Source organism: Cupriavidus taiwanensis, from assembly GCF_900250075.1.
Taxonomy (GTDB): Bacteria; Pseudomonadota; Gammaproteobacteria; order Burkholderiales; family Burkholderiaceae; genus Cupriavidus; species Cupriavidus taiwanensis_C.
In genome coordinates this window covers 1252907-1277630 of record NZ_LT977071.1, presented here as the reverse complement: position 1 = coordinate 1277630, position 24724 = coordinate 1252907, and the positions used below count along the sequence as shown (strand labels likewise).

Below are 24724 nucleotides of genomic sequence, written 5' to 3'. Positions count from 1 at the left end.
CTCAATGTCGAAGTATCGAATCGGGCAGATCGTGCCCAGCTCCAATATCACGATGGAGCGCGAAGTGCCGGCCATCTTCAACGCTCGCATGCAGGTGCGGCCGGAACAGTTCAGCTTCCACTCCAGCCGCGTCCGAATGCATCGCGTGGTGGCGGAGGAGCTGGAGAGGATGAACCGGGATATGGGCCGCTGCGCCGTCGAACTGGCGGACGCCCGCGTCGACGTGATGAGCACGGCGTGCCTGGTGGCGACCATGTGCATGGGCCAAGGCTATCACCGCCAGGTCATCGATGATCTGGGCGCAGTCATCGGCGACGCGCCGTACCGTCCGCAGATCATGACGTCGGCCGGAGCGCTGGTGGATGAACTGAAGGACTTCGGGGCACGCCGCATTGCGCTGCTGGCGCCCTACAGCGATGCCCTGACCAAAACCGTGGTCGAGTACATCGAGCACGAGGGCATCGAGGTCAAGGACGCGATTAATTTCTCGATTCTCGACAATCTGGAAGTCGGCGAGCGCGATCCGTTGCAGTTGCTGGAGGACGTCAAGCGCCTGGATACCAGGGGCGTGGATACCGTGGTGCTGTCTGCCTGTGTCCAGATGCCGTCGCTTGCGGCGCTCGAGGCCGCGCAGGAATTGCTGGGCATTCCGGTGACGTCCACGGCAGCCTGTACCGCACGCCAGATGTTGCGCAGGCTCGGCCTGGAAGCCATGGCACCCGGCGCCGGTGCCTACCTGGGCAGCCAGACCGGTTTGCGTTAAACGTACCCACAACGACAAGGCGGGCGCTCACGGAAGCGGCGCCACGGCCACGGAGACAAGACCATGCACAACGCCCCCACGGGATTGCCCCGCGTATCGGGCCGGATTTACGCAAGTGTGATCCTGGGCGCCGCCCTTGGCATGCTGGCCGGTTACGCGCCCTTGTTCAATGCCACGGCCGGTGTCTTCGTCAGGCCGTTGGCTGACGAGTTCGGGTGGGGACGTTCGCAGGCCTCACTGTCGTACGCGGCGTCCATGTTTGGGCTTGCAATCGTCAGCCCGATCGTCGGCGCCATGATGGACAGGTTCGGCATTCGACGGGTGATCGGCTGCTCGGCAATCGTTTTCGGGCTGGCCACCGCGGCGATGGCGCTGCAGAATGGCAGCATGCTGATGTGGGTCGCGCTGTCGATCGTCGTCGGCGTGTCCGGCGCGGCGACGTCGGTGCTGGGGTACCTCGCGGTGCTGCCACAGTGGTTCGACCGTCGCCTGGGGCTGGCCCTCGGGATTGCGATGTGCGGCCTCGGTGCCGGTACGGTGATATTGCCCATCACCGCGCAGTTCCTGGTGACGAGCTTCGGCTGGCGCATGGCTTACGTCGGGCTGGGCATCGGCTCGGTCCTGCTGTCGCTGGTAGCTTGCAGTCTTCTGCGTGAAAGATTTCCTGGCACGCGCAACGCAATGCATGCGGTGACAGTCGCACCGCAAGGGATTCCACTGGCAGCAGCCTTGCGCAGTTACCGTCTCTGGGCGATCTGGCTGGTCTTTGTGTTGAGCTCGGCAGCCACGTTGTCGTTGGGGCCACATCTTCCTTCGCTGTTCGCAGATCGCGGATTTGATGCGGCCATGGCGGCGCGCAGCGCGTCAATGGTGGGTGTCGGACTGCTGGTCGGCCGTCTGCTCACGGGATTGCTGATCGACCGGATTCATGCACCGCTGGTAGCGAGCGTTTTCTTTGTCGGCGGAGCCATCGGCGTATTCCTGTTGCGCGGGGCGCACGATTACACGGCGCTCCTGTTCGCCGCGACGCTGATCGGCCTGACCATCGGCGCGGAGGGGGATCTGATCTCTTACCTGGTGCGGTCATATTTTGGGCTTTCGTCGTTCGGCTCGCTGTTCGGTATCGCTTTCTCTGGCTACGGTCTGGGCGCGGTCATCGGACCCATTGCCCTGGGTGCGTGGTTTGACCGGCATGGCAGCTACGATGTCCCGCTGTTTGTGCTGCCTTGCATGCTCGTGATCTCCGCCATGCTCGTCCTGTCGCTCGGGCGCTACAGCGTGGGCGCGCCAGGGGAGGGGGCAGCGGTGGCCGCGTCGGCATAGCGCAATGCAGGCGATGGCGTCAACGGGATTAGCGGATAGAATTGGCAGACTACCAATTTCCGCTGGTTCCATCCTCCCACGCTCATGCCTGCCGCCCGCAAGTCACCCGTCTCAAAGGCCGCCCCCCAGCAAACGACCGCCGCGGCACCGCGCCGCCGTGGCCGTCCGCCAAAGACAGAATCGCCGATCGGTGCCGAGCCGATGCTCAGCCGCGCCACAATCCTGCAGCATGCGATTCAGTTGACGAAAACGGTGCCGCTGGACCAGATCTCGATGGTCCAGCTTGCCAAGGATTTTGGCGTGGCGCCCGGGCTGATTCACTACTACCTGGGTGGCCGCGATCAACTGGTTTCGGGCGTCCTTAACGACTACTATCGCCAGCGCACGCTGCGCATTCCGCCGCTGACAGGCGATTGGCGCGCGGATGTCGAGCGCATCGCGCGCCTCAGTTTCCAGGTCGCCGTGGAAAATCCGGGCGTCAGCAACTATGTGGCGTCGCACAACAGGTATCGCCTGTTCCAGGATGTGCAACCGGGCGAAACCGATTACGGCCTGGAGTTCTTCAACCGCATGACGTCGGCCATCATGCAGGGCGGCTTTTCCGCCGAACAGGTCGCGCTGGGCTACCACTTGCTCGCCCAGTACCTGGTTGCGGCAAGCATGGCGGAAGCCTCACGCCAGCTACCGGCATACCATCAGGCTTTCATACAGAAGAAGCTGGATTCCGTCTCCGCCGAGCAGTATCCCGGCGCACGCTTCGTGAGCAAGTCGTTTTCCCAACTGTCGTCTGATACGGCGTTCGAGGAAGGGCTGCGCATCACCCTTGACGGCATCGAAGCCTGGCAACGCGACGCAAAGCCTGCAAGGAAGAAAAGCGTTCGTTCCGCTTAGCACCCGAGGGGGTAGATCGCGCGCAGTACCGCGTCCCTAGTGGTATCTCCTTATTTGAGATGCAGTCAATAAAACTACAATGCTTATTTGATTGTGTATCAAATAAGTGCCGCGGCGACGATGGGGTCGCCGGCACGCCAGACGCGGAGACAACATGAAACGCCCCTTTCTCGCATTGACGCTGTTGGCTATGGCGCTTCCGGCCGCAGCCAGCACCTACCCCGACAAGATGGTTCGGCTGCTCGTGCCATCCATCGCGGGCAGTGCGCCGGACATCATTGCGCGCCAGGTTGCAGAGCGGCTCGCGAATACCTGGAAGCAACAGGTCATCGTCGAGAACAAGCCCGGTGGCAATGGCATCGTCGCAATGAGCGCGCTGAAGCAGGCTCCGGCCGATGGCTATACGCTCGTGCTTTTTCACGCAGCGGCGGCCGTCACGACGCCGGTGATGTACAAGGAAGCGAAGTTCGATATCCAGCGCGATACGGAAGTGGCTGCCACGCTAGCGTACACGCCGATGATGTTTGTGGCGGGACCGGCCACTCCGTACAAGAGCCTTGGCGAGGTGATCAAGGACGCCAAAGGGCGGCCGGACGATGTTGTGATCGGCAGTCCGACGCGTGGCTCTGTTCCGCACCTCACGGCGGAAATGATGGGGCAGTTGCAGAAGGCCAGGTTCCGCCAGGTGAGTTTCAGCGGCACGACGCAGGCCATCCAGGCGGTGGTCAAGGGCGATATCCCCGTCTACGTCGACGGCATTGCGCCGCTGGTGCCTCTGGTGCGTGGTGGACGCCTGAAGGCGCTTGCCGTGACGTCGGACGCCAGTTTGCCGGGATTGGAAGGCATTCCGCTTGCAAAGGATGTCGCGCCCGGGCTGGTGGCCAAGGGATGGTTCACGATCTTTGCGCCAAAGGGGACGCCGGTGTCAGTGCTGGATCGCGTCAATTCGGCTGTCAATCAGACCTTGAAGCAGCAACCATTTGTCGATCGGCTCAAGGATCTGGGCACCTATCCGATGCCGATGTCGCGGCCGGAAGGCGCGAAGTTCATCGAGGCCGAGAAGCTCCGTTGGGAAAAAGTGATTGCCGATGCCGGCGTAAAGCCGGAATGACGGTACGCCACCACTAACTTCCTTCGGAGAACATATGCCTATCGTTCTAACCCGGGTACTGGCTGGCCGGGCTCTCTACCTTCGTCAACTTTGTGTCGCGGCCACGGTGGCGCTCGGCGTTCTGGCCTCGGCTGCCCATGCCGATCCAGCCAGCCAACCGAAGACGCCATCGTTGGCCGATCCTGGTCCCAATCTTGTCCTTCTGGGAACGGCAGGCGGTCGGACATCATGGCGGGGCTCGCAATCGGCGGGCATCTCATCCGCCCTGGCAGTCAACGGCCAGGTTTACCTTGTCGACTTCGGAGCGGGATGGCTGCGACGCTATTTTCAGGCGGGGCTGGGCGCACCGCCGCCGGGGCGCGGGCTTGAAGCGCTGCGGGCCGCGTTTATCACGCATATGCATGCGGACCACATCGTGGACTATCCGTCGCTGGTACTGTTCGGCGCATCCGACGGGTTGGCGGAGCGACGTCAGAAACTCAAGGTGTTCGGTCCGGGCCCACGGGGGAAGTTGCCGCCTGCGAGTGGAGGCAAAGAAGGGGTGTCGGAAATCGTTGCCCCCGAGCAGCCGATGCCGGGCACCGTTGCCATGACGGAGGCGCTTTATCGGGCCTTTGCGGCGGACATCAATGACAACATCCTGGATAGTCGCAAACCGAATCCTCATAGCCGTGTCGACGTGATGGACATCGCGCTGCCGGCCAGTCTCAGGGTGGATCCTGATCGGCATCCCGCCCCTGTGATGGAACCTTTCGAGGTCTACCGTGACGAGAACGTCAAGGTCACAGCAACGTTGGTCAACCATGCACCGGTATTTCCGGCATTCGCGTACCGGTTCGATACGGCTCACGGCTCCGTTGTCTTCTCCGGCGACACGAGTCCGCATGCGAACCTGATCAGGCTGGCGCGCGGTGCCGACATACTGGTGCACGAAGTGATCGACACCGCGTGGGTTGACGCCTTGTATCCAAAGCCCAGAAGCCCCGCACAAGAGGCTAAGGCGCACCACCTGGTGCATTCCCATACCGCGGCGACCGAAGTGGGCGCCGTGGCGGAAGCCGCTGGCGTCAAAACGCTTGTTCTGTCCCATCTCGCGCCTGCCGACAACGATCCCAGTCGGTGGGAGTCAGCCAGCAAGGGCTTTTCGGGGAGGGTGATCGTGGGGCGGGATCTGCAGTGGATCCCCCTTGCAACGGCTGTGCACACCCGGGAGCAGCGCTCGAGCAGCGCAGCGCCTTGACGTCTCGCATCTTTCCCAGGCGTCCGCGCGCCTGGCCGGCGCGCACCCTGGACAATGAAGTCAGCTCGACCGAGACAAGTCCGCAACCAGCGACTCCGCGGACTGAATGCCAGACAGCATTGCCGACGGCACGCCATAGCCCGGGAACGTCGTCTGTCCGCCCAGGTATAGCCCGCTGATCGGTGTCCGATGCGGAAGGAAGCGGTAGGGTGGAGAACCCGGGGCAATTCCATACAGCGCACCTTCATACAGCTGTCGTTCCCGGGAAAAGTCCTGCGGGTCGAGCACGCGGGTCCTTTCGATGGCCATGCCGGGGACTCGCTGCTGCAACGCGTCCAGGTATCTCTCCAGTGCCGAATCGCTCCATGCCGGATTCCATTCGGATACCGAGCGAATATCGCTGGCGGGCGCGTACAGCTCGATGATATGCCTGCCTCCTGGTGCCAGTTCCAGTAGCACCCGCGTAGGCTGCGTGTACGCAATCCATGGCGGGACGTCGGATCTCGGAACATGCATGACGCCTTGTTTTTCCATCGCCGGTACATGGTTGACGATGAACGCGTCGGCTGCCGCAGCACCGGAATATCCGATCTGGATGGAGATGGCCCGGTGCGACAACGGCGCCTTATCCGCCTTTGCGGCCAGGCTTCGCGGGATATCGGCGGCACGCAGCAGGTTCTTCACGACACCCAATCCCGAACACGTGGCGACGACGTGCGAGGCCGGGATGTGTTCTCCGTCGGTTAGCACAACGCCATGCACTCGACCGTCGCTGACGACGATTTCCTTGACCTTGGTACCGAAACGCACCGGGACGGATTGACTCTGCAGGGCTCGCAGCAGCGCATCACTAATGGCGCCCATGCCGCCGCGCGGCAGGTGAAAGCCTTCCTCCAGCAGAGCCAGCAAGCCGATGATCTGTGTCGCCGGGAGCCGGTCGGGTGCGAGCCCTGTGTAGAGCAACGTGGACGCAACAGCAGCCTGCAGATCCCCGTCCGGAAAATAGGACGCGATCAGGCCGTTTACGTGCCCGCCCATTCGCGGCAGGTGCCTCCAGAGTTTGCCGATCGTACGTAGCAGCGACGGTTCTTCCGGAAGCACGTCGCGGACCAAGGTTGCGTAGATCGGACGCCAATCGTCTCGTAGCTTGGCCAGCCCGTCCCGCAGCGCCTGCGTGCGGCGGTGGTGGTCGGCGCCGTCCACGTAAGAGTGTTCCGCTGTCGAAAGGTGCACTGCAGTGCCATTGTCCAGATAAGTCGCGTGGGGCCTGGCTATGCCGACGAGTTCGACTTCTTCATCGAAGCTCAGGCCCAGGCGCCCGAAGGCAGCATGAAGCAATGAGGGCACGGCGACATATACCGCGCCATTGTTGAAGGTATATCCGTCGGACACCTCGGTGGAACAGCATCCGCCCGCGCTCTGCTGCGCCTCCACGACCATCACCGGGACGCCACGACGAGACAGCGAAAGCGCGGCGGCCAGTCCTGACAGCCCAGCCCCGATGACCACCGTGGGAACCTCTTTCCTTGCGCGCATCGACGACTTCCCCTTGCAAGATTGGACAATGTACAATCCTAGACAATGTCTAATTAAGGCGCAACTGCCATGAGCGAAGACGATCGGATTGCCCGTAAAAGAAAGCAGACGCGTGACCGCATCGCTGCCACCGCGCATGCGTTATTTGAACGCGACGGTTATGAAGCGGTCACGATGGAACAGATCGCGGCAGAGGCGGATGTTGCAAGGGGCACGCTCTACAACCACTTCCCCGTCAAAGAGGCGGTGCTGGTGCACTGGATGCACAACGAACTCGAGGAAGACCTGCAAGTGGCGGTGGAGGACTACGTTCTGAGTCGCGAGTCCTTCGTCGCACGCGTGGCAACGCTGTGGCATGGCTCGGCCAACTGGTGGGAACACCATCGCCAGTATGCGGCGCCGTATATCCGCTTCCGCTTCCAGCAAGTGCGCGATGGCATGGAGCAGCAGACCAGTTCGGACATGCTCCCCTTGTATGTGCAACTCATCGAACAGGCACAACAGGCCGGAGAGCTCCGGCCTGATACTGCGGCCGAGCGCCTGGCGCACTATCTGCATTTCCTATACCTTGGGGCCGTCATGGCCTGGTTGAGCGGCCCGGACGTGCACCTGGAGGACGAGCTTGGCAAAGCCCTGGATTTCTTTATGCAGGGCGCCGCCCATGCTGATGACACTGCGTCCGTTACCAGGCCCCAAGCGGGATCGCGAAGGCGATAGGCGTTCAGCACAACACTCAGTGCCTTTCGGTTGGGCTTCCATGCGTATCGATTTTAGGAAACTGAATGACCACGACTGATGCGCTCCTGATCAGGAGCGAGCGTCCGGACGACGCACACGCAATTACCGAGGTGACACAGGCCGCCTTCGCCGTCGCCACCCACTCCAGTGGCACGGAACAACTGATCATCACGGCCCTGAGGGCGGCCGGACAGTTGGAGATCTCGCTTGTCGCGGAACTGTCCGGCCAGGTTGTCGGGCATGTCGCCATTTCTCCAGTCGAAATCTCTGACGGAAGTGCGCGATGGTACGGACTTGGTCCGGTATCGGTGCTGCCTGCGCATCAAGGCATTGGGGTTGGCGCGCAGCTCATACGTGCGGCCCTGGATCGCCTCAGACAGTCCGGCGCGCAAGGCTGCGTAGTACTCGGGGAGCCGGCCTACTATTCCCGCTTTGGATTTTCGGCACAGTTGACGCTCGTACTGCCCGGGGTTGCGGCGGAGTACTTTCAAGCCATTGCGTTCGGCCCGCACGTGCCCTCCGGTGTAGTCAGGTATCACGAGTCATTTGAGGTGAAGGGCTAGCTACGGGGCGGGGTCGGGGTCGGACCACGGGCGGTGTTGGTGCATAGCCCAGTCACAATGCGGTACCAAATCTCGACGGCGGACCGGATGTCGGCAACGATGCAGGTTTGCCGCCGTGCTTCAGTCAAGCACGACGTTCAACACCGGCACGGTACCGCCGGAAAGATGCCTGGACGGCGCACCTGGCCACTCGGCCAAGGCCATGAATCCGTAACCACAAAAAGCTGTTGCGCCAGGCTAGTTTGTGTAACTACAATAACACCGTGCGAATCAGCTTCGACCCCGGCAAGGATGTCGCCAACACCGTCAAGCACGGCATCTCGCTTGCCATGGCGGCCGAGATCGACTGGTCGGATGTAATGGCCAGGCCGGACACCAGAAGCGACTACCGCGAGTTGCGCGAGATCGGATTCGGCTTCATCGGGGATCGTCTCTATTGCGTGGTGTTCACGCAGCGGGGCGAGACTTTCCACGTAATCAGCCTGCGCAAGGCAAACACGCGAGAGGTACAGGACTATGCCGCAAGCTATTAAGACCCGGTCCGGCCGCACGGTCATCCTGCCGACGCCCGAAGAGGACGCGGCGATCAACCGTGGCATTGCCGCCGACCCGGATACCTACGAGGTAAGCGCAGAAGAGATGAAGCAAATGCAGCCGCTCAGGAATCGAGGCGGTCGACCCAGGCTGGCCAACCCAAAAGAGTCGGTGACCATCCGCTACGACGCCGAAGTCCTGGCCGCCTTCCGCGCCAGTGGCGACGGCTGGCAAACGCGGATGAATGACGCCCTGAAGGACTGGCTTCGTACGCATCGTCCGTGACTCGTCGTAGTCGCCGTGGCATGAGCACGACGACACCGACCCTCACCGATACGACAGCACCAGCCCCTGGATCAGCTGCGTCCAGCCCTCCAGCATCACGAACAGCAGCAGCTTGAACGGCACCGAGATCGTGGTCGGCGCCACCATCGACATGCCCAGCGCCAGCAGGATGGCGGCGACGATCAGGTCGACCACCACGAATACCAGGTAGACCACGAAGCCGATCTGGAACGCACGGGTCAGCTCCGACAGCGTGAAGCTGGGGATCAGCACCATCATGTCGTCGGACTTGAGGTCGTCGGCGCGGCCCTCGGGCCAGATGCGCTTGGCCGACTGGACGAAGAAGGTGCGGTTGCGCTCCTCGGTGTGCTTGACCAGGAATTCCTTGAGCGGGCCGCTGACCGAGTCGTAGACGGTGACCACGTCGTTGACGTTGAAGGCGGCGTTGGCGTCGGCGCGGCGCTTGATGGCATCGAAGGCATCGGAGCCGATCGGCGCCATGATGTAGGCGGTCAGGATGATGGCGATGCCGTTCAGGACCATGTTCGGCGGCACCTGCTGCAGGCCCAGCGCGGCGCGCAGCAGCCCGAACACGATCACCAGCTTGGTGTAGCTGGTGACCATCAGCGCGACGAAGGGCGCAATGCCGAACGTCAGGATGATGGTCAGGATCAGGACCGGATTGTAGAGTCCGCTGTTCATCGCATGCACCCGGCCGGAACGGGATGGGGCGGCCCGCCGCGAGTCATGCGTCGCCGCCGGCAAAGGCGGTGATGCGCACCCCCAGGCGGTTGCCGACCGCGATCAGGGTGCCGGTGCCGATGCGGTTGCCGTTGGCGACGATGCGCACCTCGCTCTGCTTGAGCGGCTGCGGCAGCTCGAACACATAGCCCGGCGCGACCGCGCGCAGTTCGGCCAGCGGCACCGCCACGTCGCCCACTTCAAAGCGCAGCGTCACTTCCAGCTGGTCCAGCCGCGACAGCGGCGGCTGCACCGCGTCCGGATGAGGAATGGGCTGGGCCTGCCGTGCGGGGTCTTGCTCTTCCATATGCGCTCCGTTTGAAACGTCCGTACTGTCGGCGCCGGCCTGCACCACCAGGCGCCGGCCCTCGGCCAGCGCGGTCCAGCCCGGGCCGTGGCGCCCCGTGGTACAGCGCACCACCAGCGCGCTGCCCTGCGAATGCCAGTCGTCGATGCCGACGATGTCGCCGGGCTCGATGCCGTGCATCTCGCCCAGCGCCAGCCGCGTGGTGCCGATGCGCACCGCGAGCGGCACCGGCAGGCGCTCCATCCACGCCGGTGCCGGCGCGGGCAACCCTGCGGGCAGCGCTGCGAGGCGCTCGGGCTGGTCGAGCTGCAGCGTGCCGCGCAGCCGCGCCGGCGACGCCTCGCGCCGCAGCTCGAAGCCAAAGGCATGGGCCGAAGCCACTGCCTGCGCCCGGGCGCCATCGGGCTGCCAGCTGAAGGCGTCGGGCACGGCATGGCCCAGTGCCGCCACCGCTTCGGCCAGCGCGTCCGCCATCAGCGCGTAGCGCAGCAGCGCAGGCAGTGCTTCGGCGGCGCCGGGCGCCGCAAGCAGCAGCCGTTCGCTGGCCACATCCCAGCGCAGCACGCCGTGGCTGGCGCCAATGGTGAAGGCATAGCCGGCACCGGGACGCGCCGCGATCTCCGGGTCGGCGGGGACAAAACGCAGTTGCCAGTCGTGCCCGCCCGCCCGCACCGGCACGGCGGCCGCGCGGCAGGCCAGCCAGCCGGACAGCCGCGCGGTATCGGGCTCCATATGCGGCAGCGCCGGGGTGGCATCGAGCCCCGCGGTGGCCAGCCGTGCCGCCGCCGCGGCGCTGTGCACCAGCACGCGCGCGTCACCGCGCGGCGCCGCGGCGGGCGCCTGGGCGGACGGGGCGCGGCCAGGGCGAGGCAGGACGGAAGACATGTTGGGAGGCTCGGTTGCTCGAGACGCAACGATAAGCAGCGGGGTGCAGCCGCGTCCACTACGAAGCCTTGTAGGCCGGCGCCCGAAACCGCCAGGCCCCGGCCGCGCAGGCCGGATGTGCGGCACGCGCTACGAATCCTCGGTACTGGTCGCTGTGCAGGGGCGGCCATACACTGCGCCCACTGATCCCACCGGCAAGCACGATGGCGAAACTCCCGGCAAATCTCCCAGCGTTCCCGCGCGGCCTCGGCCCCGGCGCGCCGGGGCTGCAGCAGATGGCGGCGGCGGCGTCGCGCCAGTCAGACCTGGCGCTGACGCTGCTGCTGTTTGCCGTGATCGCGCTGTTCGTGCTGCCGCTGCCGACCTTCCTGCTGGACCTGCTGCTGACGATCAACCTGGGCATGAGCCTGACCCTGCTGATCGTCGCCACCTATATCCCGTCGGCGCTGTCGCTGTCGACCTTCCCGTCGCTGCTGCTGTTCACCACGCTGTTCCGGCTGTCGCTGAACATCGCCTCGACCAAGCTGATCCTGCTGCATGCCGACGCGGGCCACATCATCGATACCTTCGGCAAGCTGATCGTCGGCAACAACGTGGTGGTCGGCGGGGTGGTGTTCCTGATCATCGCCATCGTGCAGTTCATCGTCATCGCCAAGGGCTCGGAGCGCGTGGCCGAGGTGGGGGCGCGCTTTGCGCTGGATGCGATGCCGGGCAAGCAGATGAGCATCGACGCCGACGTGCGCGCCGGCACCATCACCGCCGGCCAGGCGCAGGAGCGCCGCCGCGCGCTGGAGCAGGAATGCCAGCTGCACGGCGCCATGGACGGCGCGATGAAGTTCGTCAAGGGCGATGCCATCGCCGGCGTGGTGATCGCGCTGGTCAATATCCTGGCCGGCATCGCCATCGGCACGCTGATGAAGGACATGAGCATCGGCGAGGCGCTGCAGCGCTACGCCATCCTGACCATCGGCGACGGCATGGTGTCGCAGATCCCGTCGCTGCTGGTGTCGATCGCGGCCGGGGTGGTGATCACCCGGGTGTCGTCCGACGAAGAGCGCAGCCGCTCGCCCAACCTGGGCGAAGTCATCGGCAAGCAGATCCTGGCCCAGCCCAAGGCGCTGGTGGTATCGGGCCTGGCCATTGCGGTGTTCCTGGTGGTGCCTGGCTTTCCCAAATGGACCTTCGGGCTGATGGCGCTGGTGGTGGCCGGCGGCGGCTACCTGCTGCTGCGCCGCGCGCGGCGCAGCACCGGCACCGTCACCTGGATCGAGATGGCCGACGCGGATGAAGGCGCGGCGGCGGCCGTAACCCAGGCCGCGGTGGCGCCGGCGCTGGCGCTGGAGCTGGACCAGGCGCTGCGCGGGCGCATCGACCTGCGGCTGTTCGAGCAGCGCATGACTACCGCCAAGGGCGAGGTCGAGGCCGAACTCGGCATGGTGTTCCCGCGGCTGCGCATCCAGCACCGCGCGCTGGGCGAGCCCGATGCGTATGCGATTCGCGTGCAGGACGTGGTGGCTTCCGGCGGCGTGCTGCGCCCCGGCAAGCGGCTGCTGGAGCCGGGTGCCCGCGCGCGCGTCGACCAGGGCGTGGCCGAGGCCGGCGCGCCGTTCGGGCCGTTTGCGGAAGTGGTGTGGGTGCCGGCCGAGGCTGGCGCCGCCGACGGCGTGCGCACGCTGTCGTGCGAGGAAGTGCTGGCGGTGCACGTGGGCGCGGTGATCAAGCAGCATGCGGCGCCGCTGCTGGGCATCCAGGACGTGCAGGCGATGATCCACGTGATCCAGGCCGAGGCGCCGGACCTGGTGATGGAACTGGCGCGCGTGGTGCCGCTGCAGCGCGTCACCGACGTGCTGCGCCGGCTGCTGCAGGAGGGCGTGCCGATCCGCAACCTGCGCACCATCTTCGAAAGCCTGGTCACCTGGGCGCCCAAGGAAACCGATGCGATCGCGCTGACCGAGCTGGTGCGCGTGGACCTGGGCCGGCTGATCACCAGCCGCCATGTCGGCGCCAACCGCTCGCTGGACGCGGTGCTGTTCGAGCCCGCGCTGGAAGCGCGCGTGCAGGGCGCGATCGAGAAGGCGGCGCGCGGCAACCTGCTGCTGCTCAGCCACGACGTCACCCGCGATATCCGCGAGCAGCTGCGCGTGCTGCTGGAAAAGGCGGCAGAGAAGGCCGGTGCGGCGGGCGGTGCCGGCGCCGCGCGCGTGGTGGTGGTGGTCAGCGTCGACGTGCGCCGCTATATCAAGCGGCTGATCGAGCCGGTCGCGCCGCGCATCCCGGTGCTGTCATACCAGGAGGTCGATGAAGACGTGACGCTGGTGCCGGTGGGCTGGATCCAGAACCCGGCCGGAGAGTGAGATGGGCGCCGACACCATCCTCGACATCACGCGCCAGGCGCTGCTGGTGGTGCTGTGGGTCACGCTGCCGGTGGTGCTGATCGGCACGCTGGTGGCGCTGGTGGTGGCGGTGCTGCAGGCAGTGACGCAGATCCAGGACCAGAGCATCGGCACCTCGGCGCGGCTGATCGCGGTGCTGGTGTCGCTGGTGCTGCTGGGCGGCTGGCTGGGCGGCGAGGTGATGCGCTTCGCGCAGCGCGCGCTGCAGACCATGCTGACCTTCCTGTAAGGGGCGGAATCCATGCAGGCAACCACGCAGGAACAACGGACAACCAAACTGACATGATGCTGGGGCACCACGGGGAACACGGATCGACGGGCCGCGCCATGCGCCGGCCGGCATGGCGCCAATGCCCGCCACGGCGGCCATGGCGCGCCGCCGCGGCGCTGCTGTGCCTGGCGGGGACGCTGCTGTGCGGCACGCAGGCGGCACGCGCGGCGGACCTGCGCTGGCCCAACAAGCCGTTCCAGGCGTCGGCCAGCGACAAGCGGCTGGCCGACTTCCTGCGCGAGCTGACCGCCTCGCAGGGCACCACCGCGGTGATCGATCCCAAGGTCGAAGGGACCATCAGCGGCAAGTTCAATGAGTCCGCGCAGCACGTGCTCAAGAGCGTGTGCTCGATGTTCGGGCTGACCTACTACTACGACGGCTCGCTGCTCTATATCGACGTCGCCAGCGAGGCGCGCAGCGAGGTGCTGCCGATCGCGCGCGGCTCCGGCGCGCGCCTGCGCGATTCGCTGGAACGCATGCAGGTGCCCGACTCGCGCTACCCCATCACCATCAACGACGCGGAAGGCACGCTGATGGTGTCGGGGCCCAAGCGCTATGTCGAGACCGTGCGCGCCGCGGTGCGCGCGGTGGACGACCGCTCCATCGCCGACGAGCGCGCCGAGATCCAGCTGTTCCCGCTCAAGTACTCATGGGCCTCGGACTTCCGCATCAACCGCGCCGGCAAGGAGATGACCGTGCCCGGCGTGGTCACGGTGCTGCGCAACCTGTACGGCCGCAACCGCACGCTGGCAACTGGCACCGGTCCCAGCCTGGGCACCAGCCGCGGCGCCACGCGCCAGGCCAAGCTGCGCATGGGCGAGGGCGGCGGGGGCGGCATGGGCATCCCCAGCGCCGACCCGTCGCAGATGCTCGATGCCATGGGCGGCGGTGGCGTCGGCCTGGGCATGCAGAACAACTGGGGCAGCGGCCAGTTGCCGCAGTTCCAGGCCGATACCCGCCTCAATGCGGTGATCGTGCGCGACACCCCGGACAAGATGGCGCAGTACCGGCGCCTGATCGAATCGCTCGACGTCAAGCCGCGCCTGGTGGAGATCGAAGTCACCATCATGGACATCAGCCAGGCCGACCTGGACAGCCTGGGCGTCGACTGGCGCCTGCATACGCCCCATGTCGACCTGCAGCTGGGGGGCGGCAACGGCAACGCCGGGCTGAGCTTCGGCAACCTCGCCAACGAGGCCGGCACCACCGCGGCGACGATCGGCAGCGGGCTGCAGTTCACCGGCGCCATCGGCAGCGACGTGACCCGCTACCTGCTCACGCGCGTCAAGGCGCTGGCCGAGCGCGGCCAGGCCAACTTCGTGGCGCGGCCCAAGGTGCTGACGCTCGACAACACCGAAGCCGCGCTGGAGAACCTGCAGGAGTTCTATGTGCGCGTCGACGGCTTCCAGGATGCGGGCCTGTTCAACGTCACCGCCGGCACGGCCGTGCGCGTGACGCCGCTGGTGGTCGACGAGCAGCAGAACCGCGCGGTGATGCTCACCATCGACATCGCCGACGGCAACCTGTCCGGCGAGACCGTCGACCGTATCCCGGTGGTGCGGCGCCGCTCCATCACCACGCAGGCGATGGTGGAAGAGGGCAAGAGCCTGCTGATCGCCGGCTACACCACCGAAGAGAAGATCAACGCTTCGTCCGGCGTGCCGCTGCTGCAGGACGTGCCGATCATCGGCAGCCTGTTCAAGTACCAGGAGAAGCGCCAGAACAACATGGAGCGCTTCTACCTGCTGACGCCGCGCCTGGTGATCCCGGGGATGAGCTGATGGCCGACCTGCACGACTCTCACGCCTCGGGCTGGACGCTGCGCTTTCTCGGCGGCGACGTCTACGGCCGCCAGGTCACGCTGCGGCGCGGCGCCAATGTGCTGGGCACGGCGGCGGACGTGGACATCAGCGTCCCCGGCGCCGAGGTGCAGCCGCGCCACCTGGTGCTCAACGTGGGCGAGCTGGCGGTATCGGCCGAGCGCGTCGGCGAGGCCGCGGTCAACGTCAACGGCCGTGCCACCACGCAGCGCGCGTTCGCGCTGGCGGGCGGCGACATCCTCACCATCGGCGCGCTCGACGTCGAGCTGCTGCGCGCGCAGCCGGGCATGTCAGAGGCCACCGACACGCTCTTCGCCTGGGCCGAATCCGGCCGGCGCGCCGCGCGCGATGCCGACGCGCAGCAGCAGGGCGGGCGCCGGCCCGGGCGCGCGCTGCTGGCGGCGCTGGGCGTGGCCGGCGTGGTGGGGCTGATCGGCGCCGGCTGGCTTGCCGCCACCTATGCCAACGGCGGGCTGGCGCCGCGCACGCAGCAGGCGGATCCCGCCGCGGTGCGCAAGACCGTGGCGGCCTATCCGGAGCTGGAGGTGGTGTCGCTGCCCAACGGCACGGTCACGGTCAAGGGTTTCGTCAATTCGCGCGTGGACCGGCAGCGCATCGTCCAGGCGCTGGCGCCGTTCGGCCGCGGCGTGCAGCAGCAGGTGCGCTCGGCCGACGACCTGATCGAGCATATCCAGCGCTATCTGGACGAGCCCGGCGTAGGCATTGCCTACCAGGGCCAGGGCCGGGTGCTGCTGAGCGGCACCGCCGACCCGGTGCACGGGCGCGACAAGGTGCGGCGCGTGATCGAGGACCTGCACCCGGGCGTGCTGGTGTCCGACAAGATCGATTACCGCGAAACCGCCGACAGCCGGCGCCGGCAGGTGCGCGACGGCCACATGGAAAACTGGCAGGGCGTGTTCCCGGCGCGCGTGGTGAGCATTACCGAGGACGGCAACGGCACGCGCTCGGTGCAGCTGGCCAACGGTGCGCGCTATTTCGAAGGGGCGGTGCTGAAGAACGGCGCCGAGATTGAACGGATCGACGCGGACGGCGTGGTGCTGAAGGACAGCCCGGTGCCGCCGCAGGCACGGCGATGACGGCGCACGCCGGCGCCGTGCCACTGGATTTGCGCCCGCGGGCGCAGATGCCGCTTGCCCCCCGGAGGGCAGGTGTTTGACGCCAACCTACCTGAAGGAGATTGTCATGGCTGAAGTCGACCTCAATGCCAAGATGCAGGAAATCCAGCAGAAGGCGCAGGAGTTCTCGGTGAACATCCTGGGCCTGCAGGACACGCTGACGCGCCAGAACGCGGTGGTCAGCAGCGAGATGGCCCACAACACGCAGAAGGCCAACCTGGTCCAGGGCGCGATGCAGGACGTCAAGCAGACCTCGCGCACCAACTGACGGCAGGCCCCTGCCATGCGCCCCGGCCCGCCGGGGCGCCCAATGCTTTGCAAGGAGAGCCATGATGGACCCGACCGCCGCCATTGCCGCCACCACCGCCGCCGCCCCCGCCGCCGGCGCCACGGCCGACAGCGCCACCGTCGCCGCGCACCAGTCGCCGGCCGCGGCCCCCGCCGCGCAGCCCGACCCGGCCGATGCCCGGCAGTTCGCGCAGATGGTCCAGCAGGGCCGCGCCGCCGACGGCTCGCGCACCGCGCACGTGACCCAGGCGGCAGACCCGACTTCGACCACGCTCGGCAACGCCATCCGCGCCAGCTACGTCTCGGCCGGCGAGGAATCGGCGCGCCAGGCCGCGCGCCTGCAGGAGCTGCGCGACGGCATGTTCGCGTCGATCTACGAGGGCAGCACCAGCGAGGTGGTCTACCAGGCCATGCTGCTGCAGACGCAGTCGCTGGAGCTGTTCTCGTCGATCCACGTGACCTCCAGCATCGGCAGCGCCGGCACCAACCTGTTCAACAGCCTGCTGAAGAACCAGCAATGATGTCCACGCCACCGCTGTGCCGGCGCCTTGCGCGCGCGGGCCGGCTGGCGCCGGCGCTGATGGCGCTGGCGCTGGCCGCATGCAAGGTCGACCTGTACGCGTCGCTGAACGAACCCGAGGCCAACCAGGTGCTGGCCGCGCTGACCGCGGAGGGCATCGACGCGGAGAAGGCGCGCGCCGAGACCAGCGGCGGCACCGGCGAGGGCCAGTGGCGCGTGCGCGTCGAAGAATCGCAACTTCCTGCCGCGCTGGAGATCCTGCGCAGCGAAGGCCTGCCGGGCGAACGCTTTGCGTCGCTGGGGCAGGTGTTCCAGAAGCAGGGGCTGGTGGCGACGCCGACCGAAGAGCGCATGCGCTATATCTTCGCGCTGTCGCAGGAGCTGTCGGAGACGCTGCGCAATATCGACGGCGTGGTCACCGCGCGCGTGCATGTGGTGATCCCCGCCACCGATCCGCTCTCGGACAAGATCCGGCCGTCGTCGGCGGCGGTGTTCATCAAGCACCGCGCCGATACCGACCTGCGCCTGCTGGTGCCGACCGTGAAGGACATGGTGGCGCACAGCATCGAAGGCGTGACCCACGACAACGTGTCGCTGTCGCTGGTCGAGGCGCGCCCGTTCGCGCCGCAGGCGGGCGCACCGGGGCCGGGGCCCGGCTTTGCAGTGGGACGCTTCGCCGCGATCGCGGTCGGCGCGGCGGTGGCGATGGCACTGGCCGTCGCGGCCGTGGTGGCATGGCAGCGCGGCGTGCTGCGCTGGCCGCAGCGGCGCGGCACGCCGCGGAGCGCAAATTGACGCTGCTATCCACCGTTGCCGCCGCCGAGGCTGCGCCTGGCGCCTACCTGCCCGGCGCGCTGGCCGCCGCGTTGGCACCCGCGCCGCCGGCATTGCCGGATCCGGCGCTGGCGCGCGCGGTGGCCGACCTGGCGCAGCGGCCGCTGGCGCATCTGCATCCCAGCTGGCTGCCGGCGGACTGGCCGCTGGCCTGGCGCCGCGCGGACCGCTTCGGCCGCGCCGCCGCCGACGTGCTCGCGCAGCCGCTGGGCCTCGGCGCGGAGGGCGACCGTGACGCCGCGATCCACCGCCTGCTCCAGGCGCCGCCCTCGCTGGCGCGGCTGGTGCTGATGCCGCGCAGCGACCTGCGCCTGCTGGCGTGGTGGCTGGGCCTGGCGGTGCACCAGGCGGGTTTTGCCAGCGAGCGCCGCATGCTGCCGGCGCAGCTGGCCGACAGCATCGCGCCGCTGCCCGGTGCGCTGGCGGCGCCGCTGATCGGCAGCGCGCCGCGCGCGATGCGCCGTGCCGCGCGCCGGCTCGACCGCCACGCCGTGGCCTTTATCCTGAAGCGCGTGCCGGCGCTGCCGGCGCTGCCGATGAACCTGGCGCCGCTGCGCGCGCACCCGCCCGGCGCCGGCCGGCTGATGGCCGAGCGCGGCTATCGGCTCCTGTGCGGGCTGCTGGCTGCCGAGGCGCGCCACGAAGCCTCCGCGGCGCCGCTGGTGCAAGCGCTGCGGCGCAAGTTTCCCCGGCGCCTGGCGGCGTTGTCGCCGGCACCGCTGACCCCGGCGCAGGCCGCGCAGCTGCGCGAGCTGCTGCTGCTCAACCTGATCCCCGAACGGTTCCCGGCATGGCACTGGCTTTTCTGATCACCAGCGAAAACCTGCAGCTGCTGTCCGAGCGCAAGGTGCTCAAGGAGGCCGAGTATGCCGCCTTGCTCGACGCCGCCGCGGTGATCGAGTCCGCGCGCAGCGAGGCCGTGCGCATCCGCAGCGAAGCCCAGCGCGAGGCCGAGGAACGGCGCCAGCATGGCTACCGCGAAGGCTGGGCGCGCGCGCACGCCGACCATGCCGCCGCACAGGTCAGCACCGCCGCCGAGGCCGAGCGCCAGCTGGGCGCGATGCGCCGCACCATGGCCGAGATCGTGATGAAGGCGGTGCAGCAGATCGCCGGCGAGCTCGACCCCGACATCATCCTGGAGGTGGCGCTGCAGCGCGTCGAGGCGCTGGTGCGGGCCGAGCCCTTCATCACCATCCAGATCCCGCTGGGCCGCGAGCAGGCCGTGCGCAGCCTGCTCGACCGGCTGGCCGAGACGCAGGAGTGGCCGCGCCGCGCCAACGTGGTGGTCGAGCCGGGGCTGGAACCCGATGCCTGCCGTATCCAGACCCCCTCAGGCACCATGGAAGTGGGCCTGCAGGCCCAGCTCGAAGCCTTTGCGCGCCGGCTGCGGGTGGGCTGATTCCTACGTTGATACCCATGTCCAGCGAACTCCCTGCCTCCGATATCGAAGCCGCGCTGCAGCATGCCGCCGCCGACCTCGAACGCGCATTCGAACACTTCACGCCCGTGGCGATGCGCGGGCGCGTCAGCAAGGCGGTTGGCATGCTGATCAACGCCACCGGCATCCAGGCCCACGTGGGCGAGCTGTGCCAGCTGGTCACGCCCGGCGAGCCGCCGCTGCTGGCCGAGGTGGTCGGTTTCGTGCAGCAGACCGCGCTGCTCACGCCGCTGGGGCGCACCACCGGCGTATCGGCGCTGACCGAGGTCATCCCATCCGCCCATGGCCACCAGTGCCCGGCCGGCGCCGCGCTGCTGGGCCGCGTGCTGGACGCGCTGGGCGAGCCCATCGACGGCAAGGGCGCGCTCGACGGCGTGGCGCGGGTGCCGGTGGACAACGAACCGCCCGACCCGCTCACGCGCCGCCTGATCCGCGAGCCGCTGGCCACCGGGGTGCGCGCCATCGATGGCCTGCTGACGCTGGGCGAGGGCCAGCGGGTGGGCATCTTCGCGCCGCCGGGCGTGGGCAAGAGCACCTTGCTGGGGATGCTGGCGCGCGGCGCGTCCAGCGATGTCAACGTGGTCGCGCTGGTGGGCGAGCGCGGCCGCGAGGTGCGCGAGTTCATCGAATACAACCTGGGCCCCGACGGCATGGCGCGCACGGTGCTGGTGGTGTCGACCTCCGACCGCTCGCCGATGGAGCGCGTGCGCTGCGCCTATACCGCCACCGCGATCGCCGAGCATTTCCGCGACCAGGGCCGGCGCGTGCTGCTGCTGGTCGATTCGCTGACGCGGCTGGCGCGCGCGCAGCGCGAGATCGGCCTGGCCAGCGGCGAGCCGCCGACGCGGCGCAGCTATCCGCCGTCCGTGTTCTCGATGCTGCCGCAGCTGCTGGAGCGCGCCGGCACCGGCGTGCAGGGCTCGATCACCGCGGCGTATACCGTGCTGACCGAAGGCGAGGACGACAGCGATCCCATTGCCGAAGAGGTGCGCTCGATCCTCGATGGACATATCGTGCTGTCGCGCAAGCTGGCCAGCGCCGGCCAGTATCCGCCGGTGGACGTGCTGCAGTCGGTCAGCCGGGTGATGCCGCAGGTGGCGGCCGGCGCGCACGCGCGCGACGCGGCGCGGCTGCGCCAGCTGCTGGCCCGGTACCAGGAGCTGGAGCTGCTGCTGCAGATCGGCGAGTATCGGCCCGGCGCCGACCCGGTCGCCGACGCCGCCGTGGCCGCGATGCCGGATATCCGCGCCTACCTGGCGCAGCCGGCGGCGCGGCTCGATACCTTCGCCGGCGCCGTCGACAAGCTGGCGCGGGCAGTGCGCGTACCGGAGCCCGCAGCTGCTGCGGGAGAAGCGCGATGACGGCCGGCCGCGCCGACCCACGGCTGGGCCAGCTGGAGGCGGTGCGGCAGCGCCGCCAGGAAGAGGCGCTACGCGCGCTGCAGCAGCATCGCGCGCAGGTGATGGCCGGGCTGCGGCAGGCCGAGGCCGCACAGCAGGCGGTGCAGGCCGCATTGGACGAGCGCGCGGCGTTCATCGAACGCCTGCGGCAGGGCGCATCGCAGGGCGGGGTGTCGGTATCGGGGTTGCTCGATGCGCAGGGCTGGCAGAACGCCTTCGACGCCCGCATTGCCCGCGCCAATGCCAACCTGGCCACGGTGCTGGACGACGTGGCGCAGCGGCGCGCCGCCTTCGACGCGGCCCGCCGCGCGCTGCTGCGCGCCCAGGCGCGGCTGGACGGCGCGCGCGAGCTGGCGCTGCGCGAGCGCCGCGCGCTGCGCGCTGGGGCCGGGCGGCGCGAGGACGAGGCCATCGACGAAGCCGCGGCGCGCGCCTGGCACGCTGACCGGCATGACGCGCGCCATGCCTGAGATGCAAGGCGAACTGCTCGATCCCGCCTTGCTGTTCCAGTGGGGACGCGAGGTCATCATGCCGATCGTGATGGTGATGCCGCGGCTGCTGACGGCGTTCACGGTGCTGCCGTTCCTGTCGCAGCAGGCCATCCCCGGGGTGGCGCGCAACGGCATCGTGCTGGCCATTGCGCTGTTCGTGTCGCCCGGCGCGCGCATCGACCTGGACGCCGTTGCAGGTGGGCTGTGGCTGGTGCTGATCTTCAAGGAAGCCTTCATCGGGCTGCTGCTGGGCATGGCGTTCGGCCTGTTCTTCGTGGCCCTGCAGATGATCGGCGAGCTGATCGACTTCCAGACCGGCTCGGGCAATGCCACCTTCTTCGATCCTGTGACGCAGCAGGAGGACGGGCCCATGGAGAACCTGCTGTCGCACTTCGGCATCGCGCTGTTCGCGGCGCTGGGCGGCTTTATCGCCATGACCGGCGTGATCGTGGAGTCGTTCGCGTTCTGGCCGGTGATGTCGTTCGGGCCGGAGATGTCGCTGGCGTCGATGGGCTTTGCCAACCTCTACGCCGGCACGCTGTTCTCGTGGGTGGTCAAGCTGGCCGCGCCAATCCTGCTGCTGCTGGTGATCGTCGAGCTGGGCTTTGCGCTGATCGCGCGCTTCGTGCCGCAGTTCGACGTGTTCCAGTTCGCGCAGCCGGTCAAGATCTCGGTGGCGTTCCTGATGCTGGTGCTGATGCTGGCGGTGATGGTGGATACGCTGCAGGGCTTCCTGCGCCCGGACAATATCCTGATCGAGATGCTGCGCCGGGGCGCGGCACGCTAGCACCGGCGGCGGCATATCGACACCCGATGAGCGACAGCGAAAAGAGCCTCGAGGCAACCCGGCGCAAGCTGGACGAGGCGCGCAAGCGCGGCGAGGTGCCGCGCAGCAGCGACGTCACCTCGGCGGTGGTGTTCCTCGGCGTGCTGGCGGGCCTGTGGCTGCTGGGCCGTTATTTCGTGCGGCTGTTCCAGGCCTTGTGGCACAGCGCCATGGGCAGCGTGCCGCAGCACCTGGCGGACCAGCAAATGCTGGTGCTGGGCGAGGCCGCGGCGCGCTTCCTGCTGATGGGCGTGCTGCCGATCGTTGCGCTGGCGCTGGTATGCGGCATCGTCGGCGCGTTCCTGCAGGTGGGCCCGCTGGTGGCGTTCGAGCAGATCAAGCCAGACCTGGCGCGGCTGAACCCGGCCGAGGGCCTGAAGCGCATGTTCGCCGTGCGCAACCTGGTGAACCTGGCCAAGATCCTGGTCAAGATCGCGCTGCTGGCCGGGCTGGTCTATGTGCTGGCGCTGGGCGCGATCGAGGATGGCGTGCGCACCGGCTATGCCCGCCCCGCCGAAATCCTGCTGCTGGTCGCCTACATCATCCTGCGCATGTGCTGCTGGGCCGCGGTGATCTACCTGGTGATGGCGGTGGTGGACTACGTGCACGAGCGCCACCAGTTCATGAAGCGCCAGCGCATGAGCGTCGACGAGTACCGCCGCGAATACAAGGAGACCCAGGGCGACCCGATCATGGCCGGGCGCCGCCGCGCGGCCTTCTTCGAGGCCGCGTTCTTCGGCGTCAGCGAACGGGTGCGGGTGTCGACCGCGGTGGTGTATTCCACCCAGTACGCGGTGGCGCTGCGCTATGACGGCCCCGGCACGCTGCCGCGGGTGGTGGCCAAGGGCAGCGGCCAGGTGGCGGCGCGCATCCGCCAGGCCGCGGCGGACTACCTGGTGCCGTCTGCGTTCGATTCGGACCTGGCGCAGCGGCTGTATTTGAATGTTCCGCTGGACCGGTTTATCGACCGGACCTTGTTCGAGCGGGTGGCGGAGTTGATGCGGTGGGCGAAGGGGGAGGAGTGATGCTGGTCGGAATGCGCACCGCTGCGGGTTTTCTCCCCTACCCAGGAACCGTTGCTAACGGCTTGATTCCGTTAGTACCACCGAAGCATCAAATTCCACCGTCATTCCCGCGCAGGCGGGAATCCAGCGTCTTTGAAGTCCCCCGAAGGGAGACAAAAAGCCACTGGGTCCCCGCCTGCGCGGGGACCACAACCATCGGTGACTGGCAAGCAAGCCGGCACGTGCAAAGGTGCGGTGGTCTCTCCCGCAAGCGGGAGAGGGAGTACGCAAGCGGGAGTTTGAAGGTCTGAGGCAAATGCCAACACCGGCAAACTAGGCCGCAATCACCCCCGCCGCATCCTTGTCCCTGTCCACCGACAGCGGTGCCCCCGGCGGCCGCAGCAATGTCGCCGCGCTGGCCAGCTGCACCCGGTTGCGCACGCCGAAGTGGCTGCGCAGCCGGCGCATGTGGTAATCGACGTTGAAGATCGACATGTCCATGCGCCGCGCGATCTCCTTGTCCGACAGCCCCTGCGCCAGGCACGCAAGGATATCGCGCTGCACCTCCGACAGGCCTTCGCGATGGCGCCCGGCAAACGCGGGAATCTCCACGTGGCAGGTCAGGAATTCATGCAGCGCCAGCCCCATCGCCAGCGCCTGGCCCACCACGGAATCGCCGATCCAGCGCCGGCTTTCGATGCCCGACATAAAGCTGATCAGCACGAACTCGCTGTTGCCCGGCATCGGCAGGTTGAGGAAGATGCCGCTGCGCACGCCGGCGTCGCGCAGGTCCTCCAGGAAGCGGCGGCGGCGCAGCGGCGGCACGTTGCCCAGCGGCGTCTGCGCCAGGTCGTCGGCGTCCCACACGGTGGGCAGGCAGAAGGTGCCCGGCTGCGGCGTGCGCGGGTCGATCTCGTAGTAGCGCTCGCGGAAATAGCGCTCGCGCCAGCCTGGCGGGGAATAGCTTTCAAAGAAGGTGCGCGGCTGCAGCTGGCCGCCGACATGGGCGGCGGTGGCGTAGCCCAGCCAGTCGAAGCCGATCGCGCGGATCGCGGACTGCATCACGGCGCTGCGGCCTTCGTGGGTCGGCTCGGCCTGCAGCGCGGTCACCAGTCCGGGGGTGGCGCCATGGCGCACGCGCTGCCTGACCGGCACCAGGTGGCGCTCGCCGAATACCTTGATGCCGTTGTTGGCCACCAGTGCCGGGGCGCTGCCAGGCGCGGTGGCCGGGCGGGCGGGGCGTGCGGCGGTTGCTGCGGTGCCATGCCCGGACGCCCCCGCGTCACGGTACGGCACGACTTCCACATCTTTGATCATGTAGGCCTCCGACAACGAGTCTTGGCGTGCAAGCACGGCCTTGTGAGCCGGTCCACGCGTGCAAATGGG

The 24724-nt window shown here is 67.7% G+C and carries 26 protein-coding genes; 22 read left to right on the top strand and 4 right to left on the bottom strand.

Annotated features, from left to right (window positions below; all coding sequences use genetic code 11):
• Positions 1-4 precede the first annotated feature (4 nt).
• The 5 genes from CBM2588_RS22125 (at position 5) to CBM2588_RS22105 (ending at position 5328) form a co-directional block, all read left to right on the top strand.
• Positions 5-763, top strand: coding sequence for a maleate cis-trans isomerase family protein (locus CBM2588_RS22125; protein ID WP_115682496.1), 759 nt, complete (start codon positions 5-7; stop codon positions 761-763).
• A 63-nt stretch (positions 764-826) separates the two neighbouring features.
• Positions 827-2086, top strand: coding sequence for an MFS transporter (locus tag CBM2588_RS22120; RefSeq protein WP_115682495.1), 1260 nt, complete (start codon positions 827-829; stop codon positions 2084-2086).
• An 84-nt stretch (positions 2087-2170) separates the two neighbouring features.
• Complete coding sequence (locus CBM2588_RS22115; protein ID WP_115682494.1) at positions 2171-2977, top strand: TetR/AcrR family transcriptional regulator; 807 nt, start codon at positions 2171-2173, stop codon at positions 2975-2977.
• 154 nt (positions 2978-3131) lie between these two features.
• Complete coding sequence (locus CBM2588_RS22110) at positions 3132-4088, top strand: Bug family tripartite tricarboxylate transporter substrate binding protein (RefSeq protein WP_115682493.1); 957 nt, start codon at positions 3132-3134, stop codon at positions 4086-4088.
• A 34-nt stretch (positions 4089-4122) separates the two neighbouring features.
• Entirely contained in the window at positions 4123-5328 is a 1206-nt protein-coding gene (locus tag CBM2588_RS22105; protein ID WP_115682492.1) for an MBL fold metallo-hydrolase, read from the top strand.
• Between the two features lie 60 nt (positions 5329-5388).
• On the opposite strand, the gene CBM2588_RS22100 is transcribed toward CBM2588_RS22105, so the two are convergent.
• Positions 5389-6864 carry a phytoene desaturase family protein gene (locus tag CBM2588_RS22100; protein WP_115682491.1) on the bottom strand — a complete coding sequence of 492 codons (1476 nt, stop codon included), beginning with the start codon at positions 6862-6864 and terminating at the stop codon, positions 5389-5391.
• Positions 6865-6933: 69 nt separating this feature from the next.
• Between CBM2588_RS22100 and CBM2588_RS22095 the strand changes: the two genes are divergently transcribed.
• The 4 genes from CBM2588_RS22095 (at position 6934) to CBM2588_RS22080 (ending at position 8984) form a co-directional block, all read left to right on the top strand.
• Positions 6934-7581, top strand: a complete 648-nt coding sequence (locus CBM2588_RS22095; protein ID WP_115682490.1) for a TetR/AcrR family transcriptional regulator — start codon at positions 6934-6936, stop codon at positions 7579-7581.
• A gap of 65 nt (positions 7582-7646) precedes the next feature.
• Positions 7647-8165, top strand: a complete 519-nt coding sequence (locus CBM2588_RS22090; RefSeq protein WP_115682489.1) for a GNAT family N-acetyltransferase — start codon at positions 7647-7649, stop codon at positions 8163-8165.
• Positions 8166-8428: 263 nt separating this feature from the next.
• On the top strand, positions 8429-8698 hold the full coding sequence (locus tag CBM2588_RS22085) for a BrnT family toxin (protein WP_115682488.1): 270 nt from the start codon (positions 8429-8431) through the stop codon (positions 8696-8698).
• Positions 8682-8984, top strand: a complete 303-nt coding sequence (locus CBM2588_RS22080) for a BrnA antitoxin family protein (protein ID WP_115682487.1) — start codon at positions 8682-8684, stop codon at positions 8982-8984. Before CBM2588_RS22085 ends, CBM2588_RS22080 begins: the two co-directional genes overlap by 17 nt.
• A gap of 42 nt (positions 8985-9026) precedes the next feature.
• Here CBM2588_RS22080 and sctR read toward each other — a convergent pair whose 3' ends face one another.
• Positions 9027-9686, bottom strand: coding sequence for a type III secretion system export apparatus subunit SctR (gene sctR / locus CBM2588_RS22075; RefSeq protein ID WP_115682486.1), 660 nt, complete (start codon positions 9684-9686; stop codon positions 9027-9029).
• A gap of 43 nt (positions 9687-9729) precedes the next feature.
• Positions 9730-10917: a type III secretion system cytoplasmic ring protein SctQ gene (gene sctQ / locus CBM2588_RS22070; RefSeq protein WP_115682485.1), complete on the bottom strand. Its 1188-nt coding sequence runs from the start codon at positions 10915-10917 to the stop codon at positions 9730-9732.
• A 203-nt stretch (positions 10918-11120) separates the two neighbouring features.
• On the opposite strand from sctQ, the gene sctV reads away from it, so the two are divergent.
• The 13 genes from sctV (at position 11121) to CBM2588_RS22005 (ending at position 23359) form a co-directional block, all read left to right on the top strand.
• Positions 11121-13271, top strand: coding sequence for a type III secretion system export apparatus subunit SctV (sctV, locus tag CBM2588_RS22065; protein WP_115682484.1), 2151 nt, complete (start codon positions 11121-11123; stop codon positions 13269-13271).
• Between the two features lies 1 nt (position 13272).
• A complete protein-coding gene (locus CBM2588_RS22060; RefSeq protein WP_018007333.1) occupies positions 13273-13539 on the top strand; it encodes an EscS/YscS/HrcS family type III secretion system export apparatus protein in 267 nt (88 codons plus the stop codon).
• 53 nt (positions 13540-13592) lie between these two features.
• Positions 13593-15362, top strand: a complete 1770-nt coding sequence (gene sctC / locus CBM2588_RS22055) for a type III secretion system outer membrane ring subunit SctC (RefSeq protein ID WP_115682483.1) — start codon at positions 13593-13595, stop codon at positions 15360-15362.
• Entirely contained in the window at positions 15362-16498 is a 1137-nt protein-coding gene (locus CBM2588_RS22050) for a type III secretion system protein SctD (RefSeq protein ID WP_115682482.1), read from the top strand. The genes sctC and CBM2588_RS22050 overlap by 1 nt, the downstream gene beginning before the upstream one ends.
• Positions 16499-16604: 106 nt before the next feature.
• Complete coding sequence (locus CBM2588_RS22045) at positions 16605-16805, top strand: hypothetical protein (protein WP_018007336.1); 201 nt, start codon at positions 16605-16607, stop codon at positions 16803-16805.
• A 61-nt stretch (positions 16806-16866) separates the two neighbouring features.
• Complete coding sequence (locus CBM2588_RS22040) at positions 16867-17346, top strand: hypothetical protein (RefSeq protein ID WP_115682481.1); 480 nt, start codon at positions 16867-16869, stop codon at positions 17344-17346.
• Complete coding sequence (sctJ, locus tag CBM2588_RS22035; RefSeq protein WP_115682480.1) at positions 17343-18140, top strand: type III secretion system inner membrane ring lipoprotein SctJ; 798 nt, start codon at positions 17343-17345, stop codon at positions 18138-18140. Before CBM2588_RS22040 ends, sctJ begins: the two co-directional genes overlap by 4 nt.
• A complete protein-coding gene (locus CBM2588_RS22030) occupies positions 18137-18988 on the top strand; it encodes a type III secretion system protein SctK (RefSeq protein ID WP_231942235.1) in 852 nt (283 codons plus the stop codon). The genes sctJ and CBM2588_RS22030 overlap by 4 nt, the downstream gene beginning before the upstream one ends.
• A complete protein-coding gene (gene sctL, locus CBM2588_RS22025; RefSeq protein WP_115682478.1) occupies positions 18970-19578 on the top strand; it encodes a type III secretion system stator protein SctL in 609 nt (202 codons plus the stop codon). The genes CBM2588_RS22030 and sctL overlap by 19 nt, the downstream gene beginning before the upstream one ends.
• Before the next feature lie 17 nt (positions 19579-19595).
• Positions 19596-20978, top strand: a complete 1383-nt coding sequence (locus CBM2588_RS22020; protein ID WP_115682477.1) for a FliI/YscN family ATPase — start codon at positions 19596-19598, stop codon at positions 20976-20978.
• Positions 20975-21487, top strand: coding sequence for a flagellar FliJ family protein (locus tag CBM2588_RS22015; protein WP_115682476.1), 513 nt, complete (start codon positions 20975-20977; stop codon positions 21485-21487). Before CBM2588_RS22020 ends, CBM2588_RS22015 begins: the two co-directional genes overlap by 4 nt.
• Positions 21480-22295 (top strand): type III secretion system export apparatus subunit SctT, encoded by an 816-nt coding sequence (gene sctT, locus CBM2588_RS22010; RefSeq protein WP_025584980.1) that lies wholly within the window; start codon positions 21480-21482, stop codon positions 22293-22295. Before CBM2588_RS22015 ends, sctT begins: the two co-directional genes overlap by 8 nt.
• Positions 22296-22321: 26 nt before the next feature.
• Positions 22322-23359, top strand: a complete 1038-nt coding sequence (locus tag CBM2588_RS22005) for an EscU/YscU/HrcU family type III secretion system export apparatus switch protein (protein WP_115682475.1) — start codon at positions 22322-22324, stop codon at positions 23357-23359.
• Positions 23360-23671: 312 nt separating this feature from the next.
• On the opposite strand, the gene CBM2588_RS22000 is transcribed toward CBM2588_RS22005, so the two are convergent.
• Positions 23672-24655: a helix-turn-helix transcriptional regulator gene (locus CBM2588_RS22000; protein ID WP_115682474.1), complete on the bottom strand. Its 984-nt coding sequence runs from the start codon at positions 24653-24655 to the stop codon at positions 23672-23674.
• Positions 24656-24724: the final 69 nt, after the last annotated feature.

What these genes read in the sequence shown, in the direction of transcription:
- CBM2588_RS22015 (WP_115682476.1), top strand. Translation starts at nt 20,975, where the DNA reads ATGACGGCCGGCCGCGCCGACCCACGGCTGGGCCAGCTGGAGGCGGTG.
- CBM2588_RS22080 (WP_115682487.1), top strand. Translation starts at nt 8,682, where the DNA reads ATGCCGCAAGCTATTAAGACCCGGTCCGGCCGCACGGTCATCCTGCCG.
- sctL (WP_115682478.1), top strand. Translation starts at nt 18,970, where the DNA reads ATGGCACTGGCTTTTCTGATCACCAGCGAAAACCTGCAGCTGCTGTCC.
- CBM2588_RS22060 (WP_018007333.1), top strand. Translation starts at nt 13,273, where the DNA reads ATGGGCGCCGACACCATCCTCGACATCACGCGCCAGGCGCTGCTGGTG.
- CBM2588_RS22125 (WP_115682496.1), top strand. Translation starts at nt 5, where the DNA reads ATGTCGAAGTATCGAATCGGGCAGATCGTGCCCAGCTCCAATATCACG.
- sctC (WP_115682483.1), top strand. Translation starts at nt 13,593, where the DNA reads ATGATGCTGGGGCACCACGGGGAACACGGATCGACGGGCCGCGCCATG.
- CBM2588_RS22045 (WP_018007336.1), top strand. Translation starts at nt 16,605, where the DNA reads ATGGCTGAAGTCGACCTCAATGCCAAGATGCAGGAAATCCAGCAGAAG.
- CBM2588_RS22040 (WP_115682481.1), top strand. Translation starts at nt 16,867, where the DNA reads ATGATGGACCCGACCGCCGCCATTGCCGCCACCACCGCCGCCGCCCCC.
- CBM2588_RS22020 (WP_115682477.1), top strand. Translation starts at nt 19,596, where the DNA reads ATGTCCAGCGAACTCCCTGCCTCCGATATCGAAGCCGCGCTGCAGCAT.
- CBM2588_RS22090 (WP_115682489.1), top strand. Translation starts at nt 7,647, where the DNA reads ATGACCACGACTGATGCGCTCCTGATCAGGAGCGAGCGTCCGGACGAC.
- sctT (WP_025584980.1), top strand. Translation starts at nt 21,480, where the DNA reads ATGCCTGAGATGCAAGGCGAACTGCTCGATCCCGCCTTGCTGTTCCAG.
- sctV (WP_115682484.1), top strand. Translation starts at nt 11,121, where the DNA reads ATGGCGAAACTCCCGGCAAATCTCCCAGCGTTCCCGCGCGGCCTCGGC.
- sctQ (WP_115682485.1), bottom strand. Translation starts at nt 10,917, where the DNA reads ATGTCTTCCGTCCTGCCTCGCCCTGGCCGCGCCCCGTCCGCCCAGGCG.
- sctJ (WP_115682480.1), top strand. Translation starts at nt 17,343, where the DNA reads ATGATGTCCACGCCACCGCTGTGCCGGCGCCTTGCGCGCGCGGGCCGG.
- CBM2588_RS22095 (WP_115682490.1), top strand. Translation starts at nt 6,934, where the DNA reads ATGAGCGAAGACGATCGGATTGCCCGTAAAAGAAAGCAGACGCGTGAC.
- CBM2588_RS22110 (WP_115682493.1), top strand. Translation starts at nt 3,132, where the DNA reads ATGAAACGCCCCTTTCTCGCATTGACGCTGTTGGCTATGGCGCTTCCG.
- CBM2588_RS22050 (WP_115682482.1), top strand. Translation starts at nt 15,362, where the DNA reads ATGGCCGACCTGCACGACTCTCACGCCTCGGGCTGGACGCTGCGCTTT.
- CBM2588_RS22005 (WP_115682475.1), top strand. Translation starts at nt 22,322, where the DNA reads ATGAGCGACAGCGAAAAGAGCCTCGAGGCAACCCGGCGCAAGCTGGAC.
- CBM2588_RS22000 (WP_115682474.1), bottom strand. Translation starts at nt 24,655, where the DNA reads ATGATCAAAGATGTGGAAGTCGTGCCGTACCGTGACGCGGGGGCGTCC.
- CBM2588_RS22115 (WP_115682494.1), top strand. Translation starts at nt 2,171, where the DNA reads ATGCCTGCCGCCCGCAAGTCACCCGTCTCAAAGGCCGCCCCCCAGCAA.
- sctR (WP_115682486.1), bottom strand. Translation starts at nt 9,686, where the DNA reads ATGAACAGCGGACTCTACAATCCGGTCCTGATCCTGACCATCATCCTG.
- CBM2588_RS22100 (WP_115682491.1), bottom strand. Translation starts at nt 6,864, where the DNA reads ATGCGCGCAAGGAAAGAGGTTCCCACGGTGGTCATCGGGGCTGGGCTG.
- CBM2588_RS22120 (WP_115682495.1), top strand. Translation starts at nt 827, where the DNA reads ATGCACAACGCCCCCACGGGATTGCCCCGCGTATCGGGCCGGATTTAC.
- CBM2588_RS22105 (WP_115682492.1), top strand. Translation starts at nt 4,123, where the DNA reads ATGCCTATCGTTCTAACCCGGGTACTGGCTGGCCGGGCTCTCTACCTT.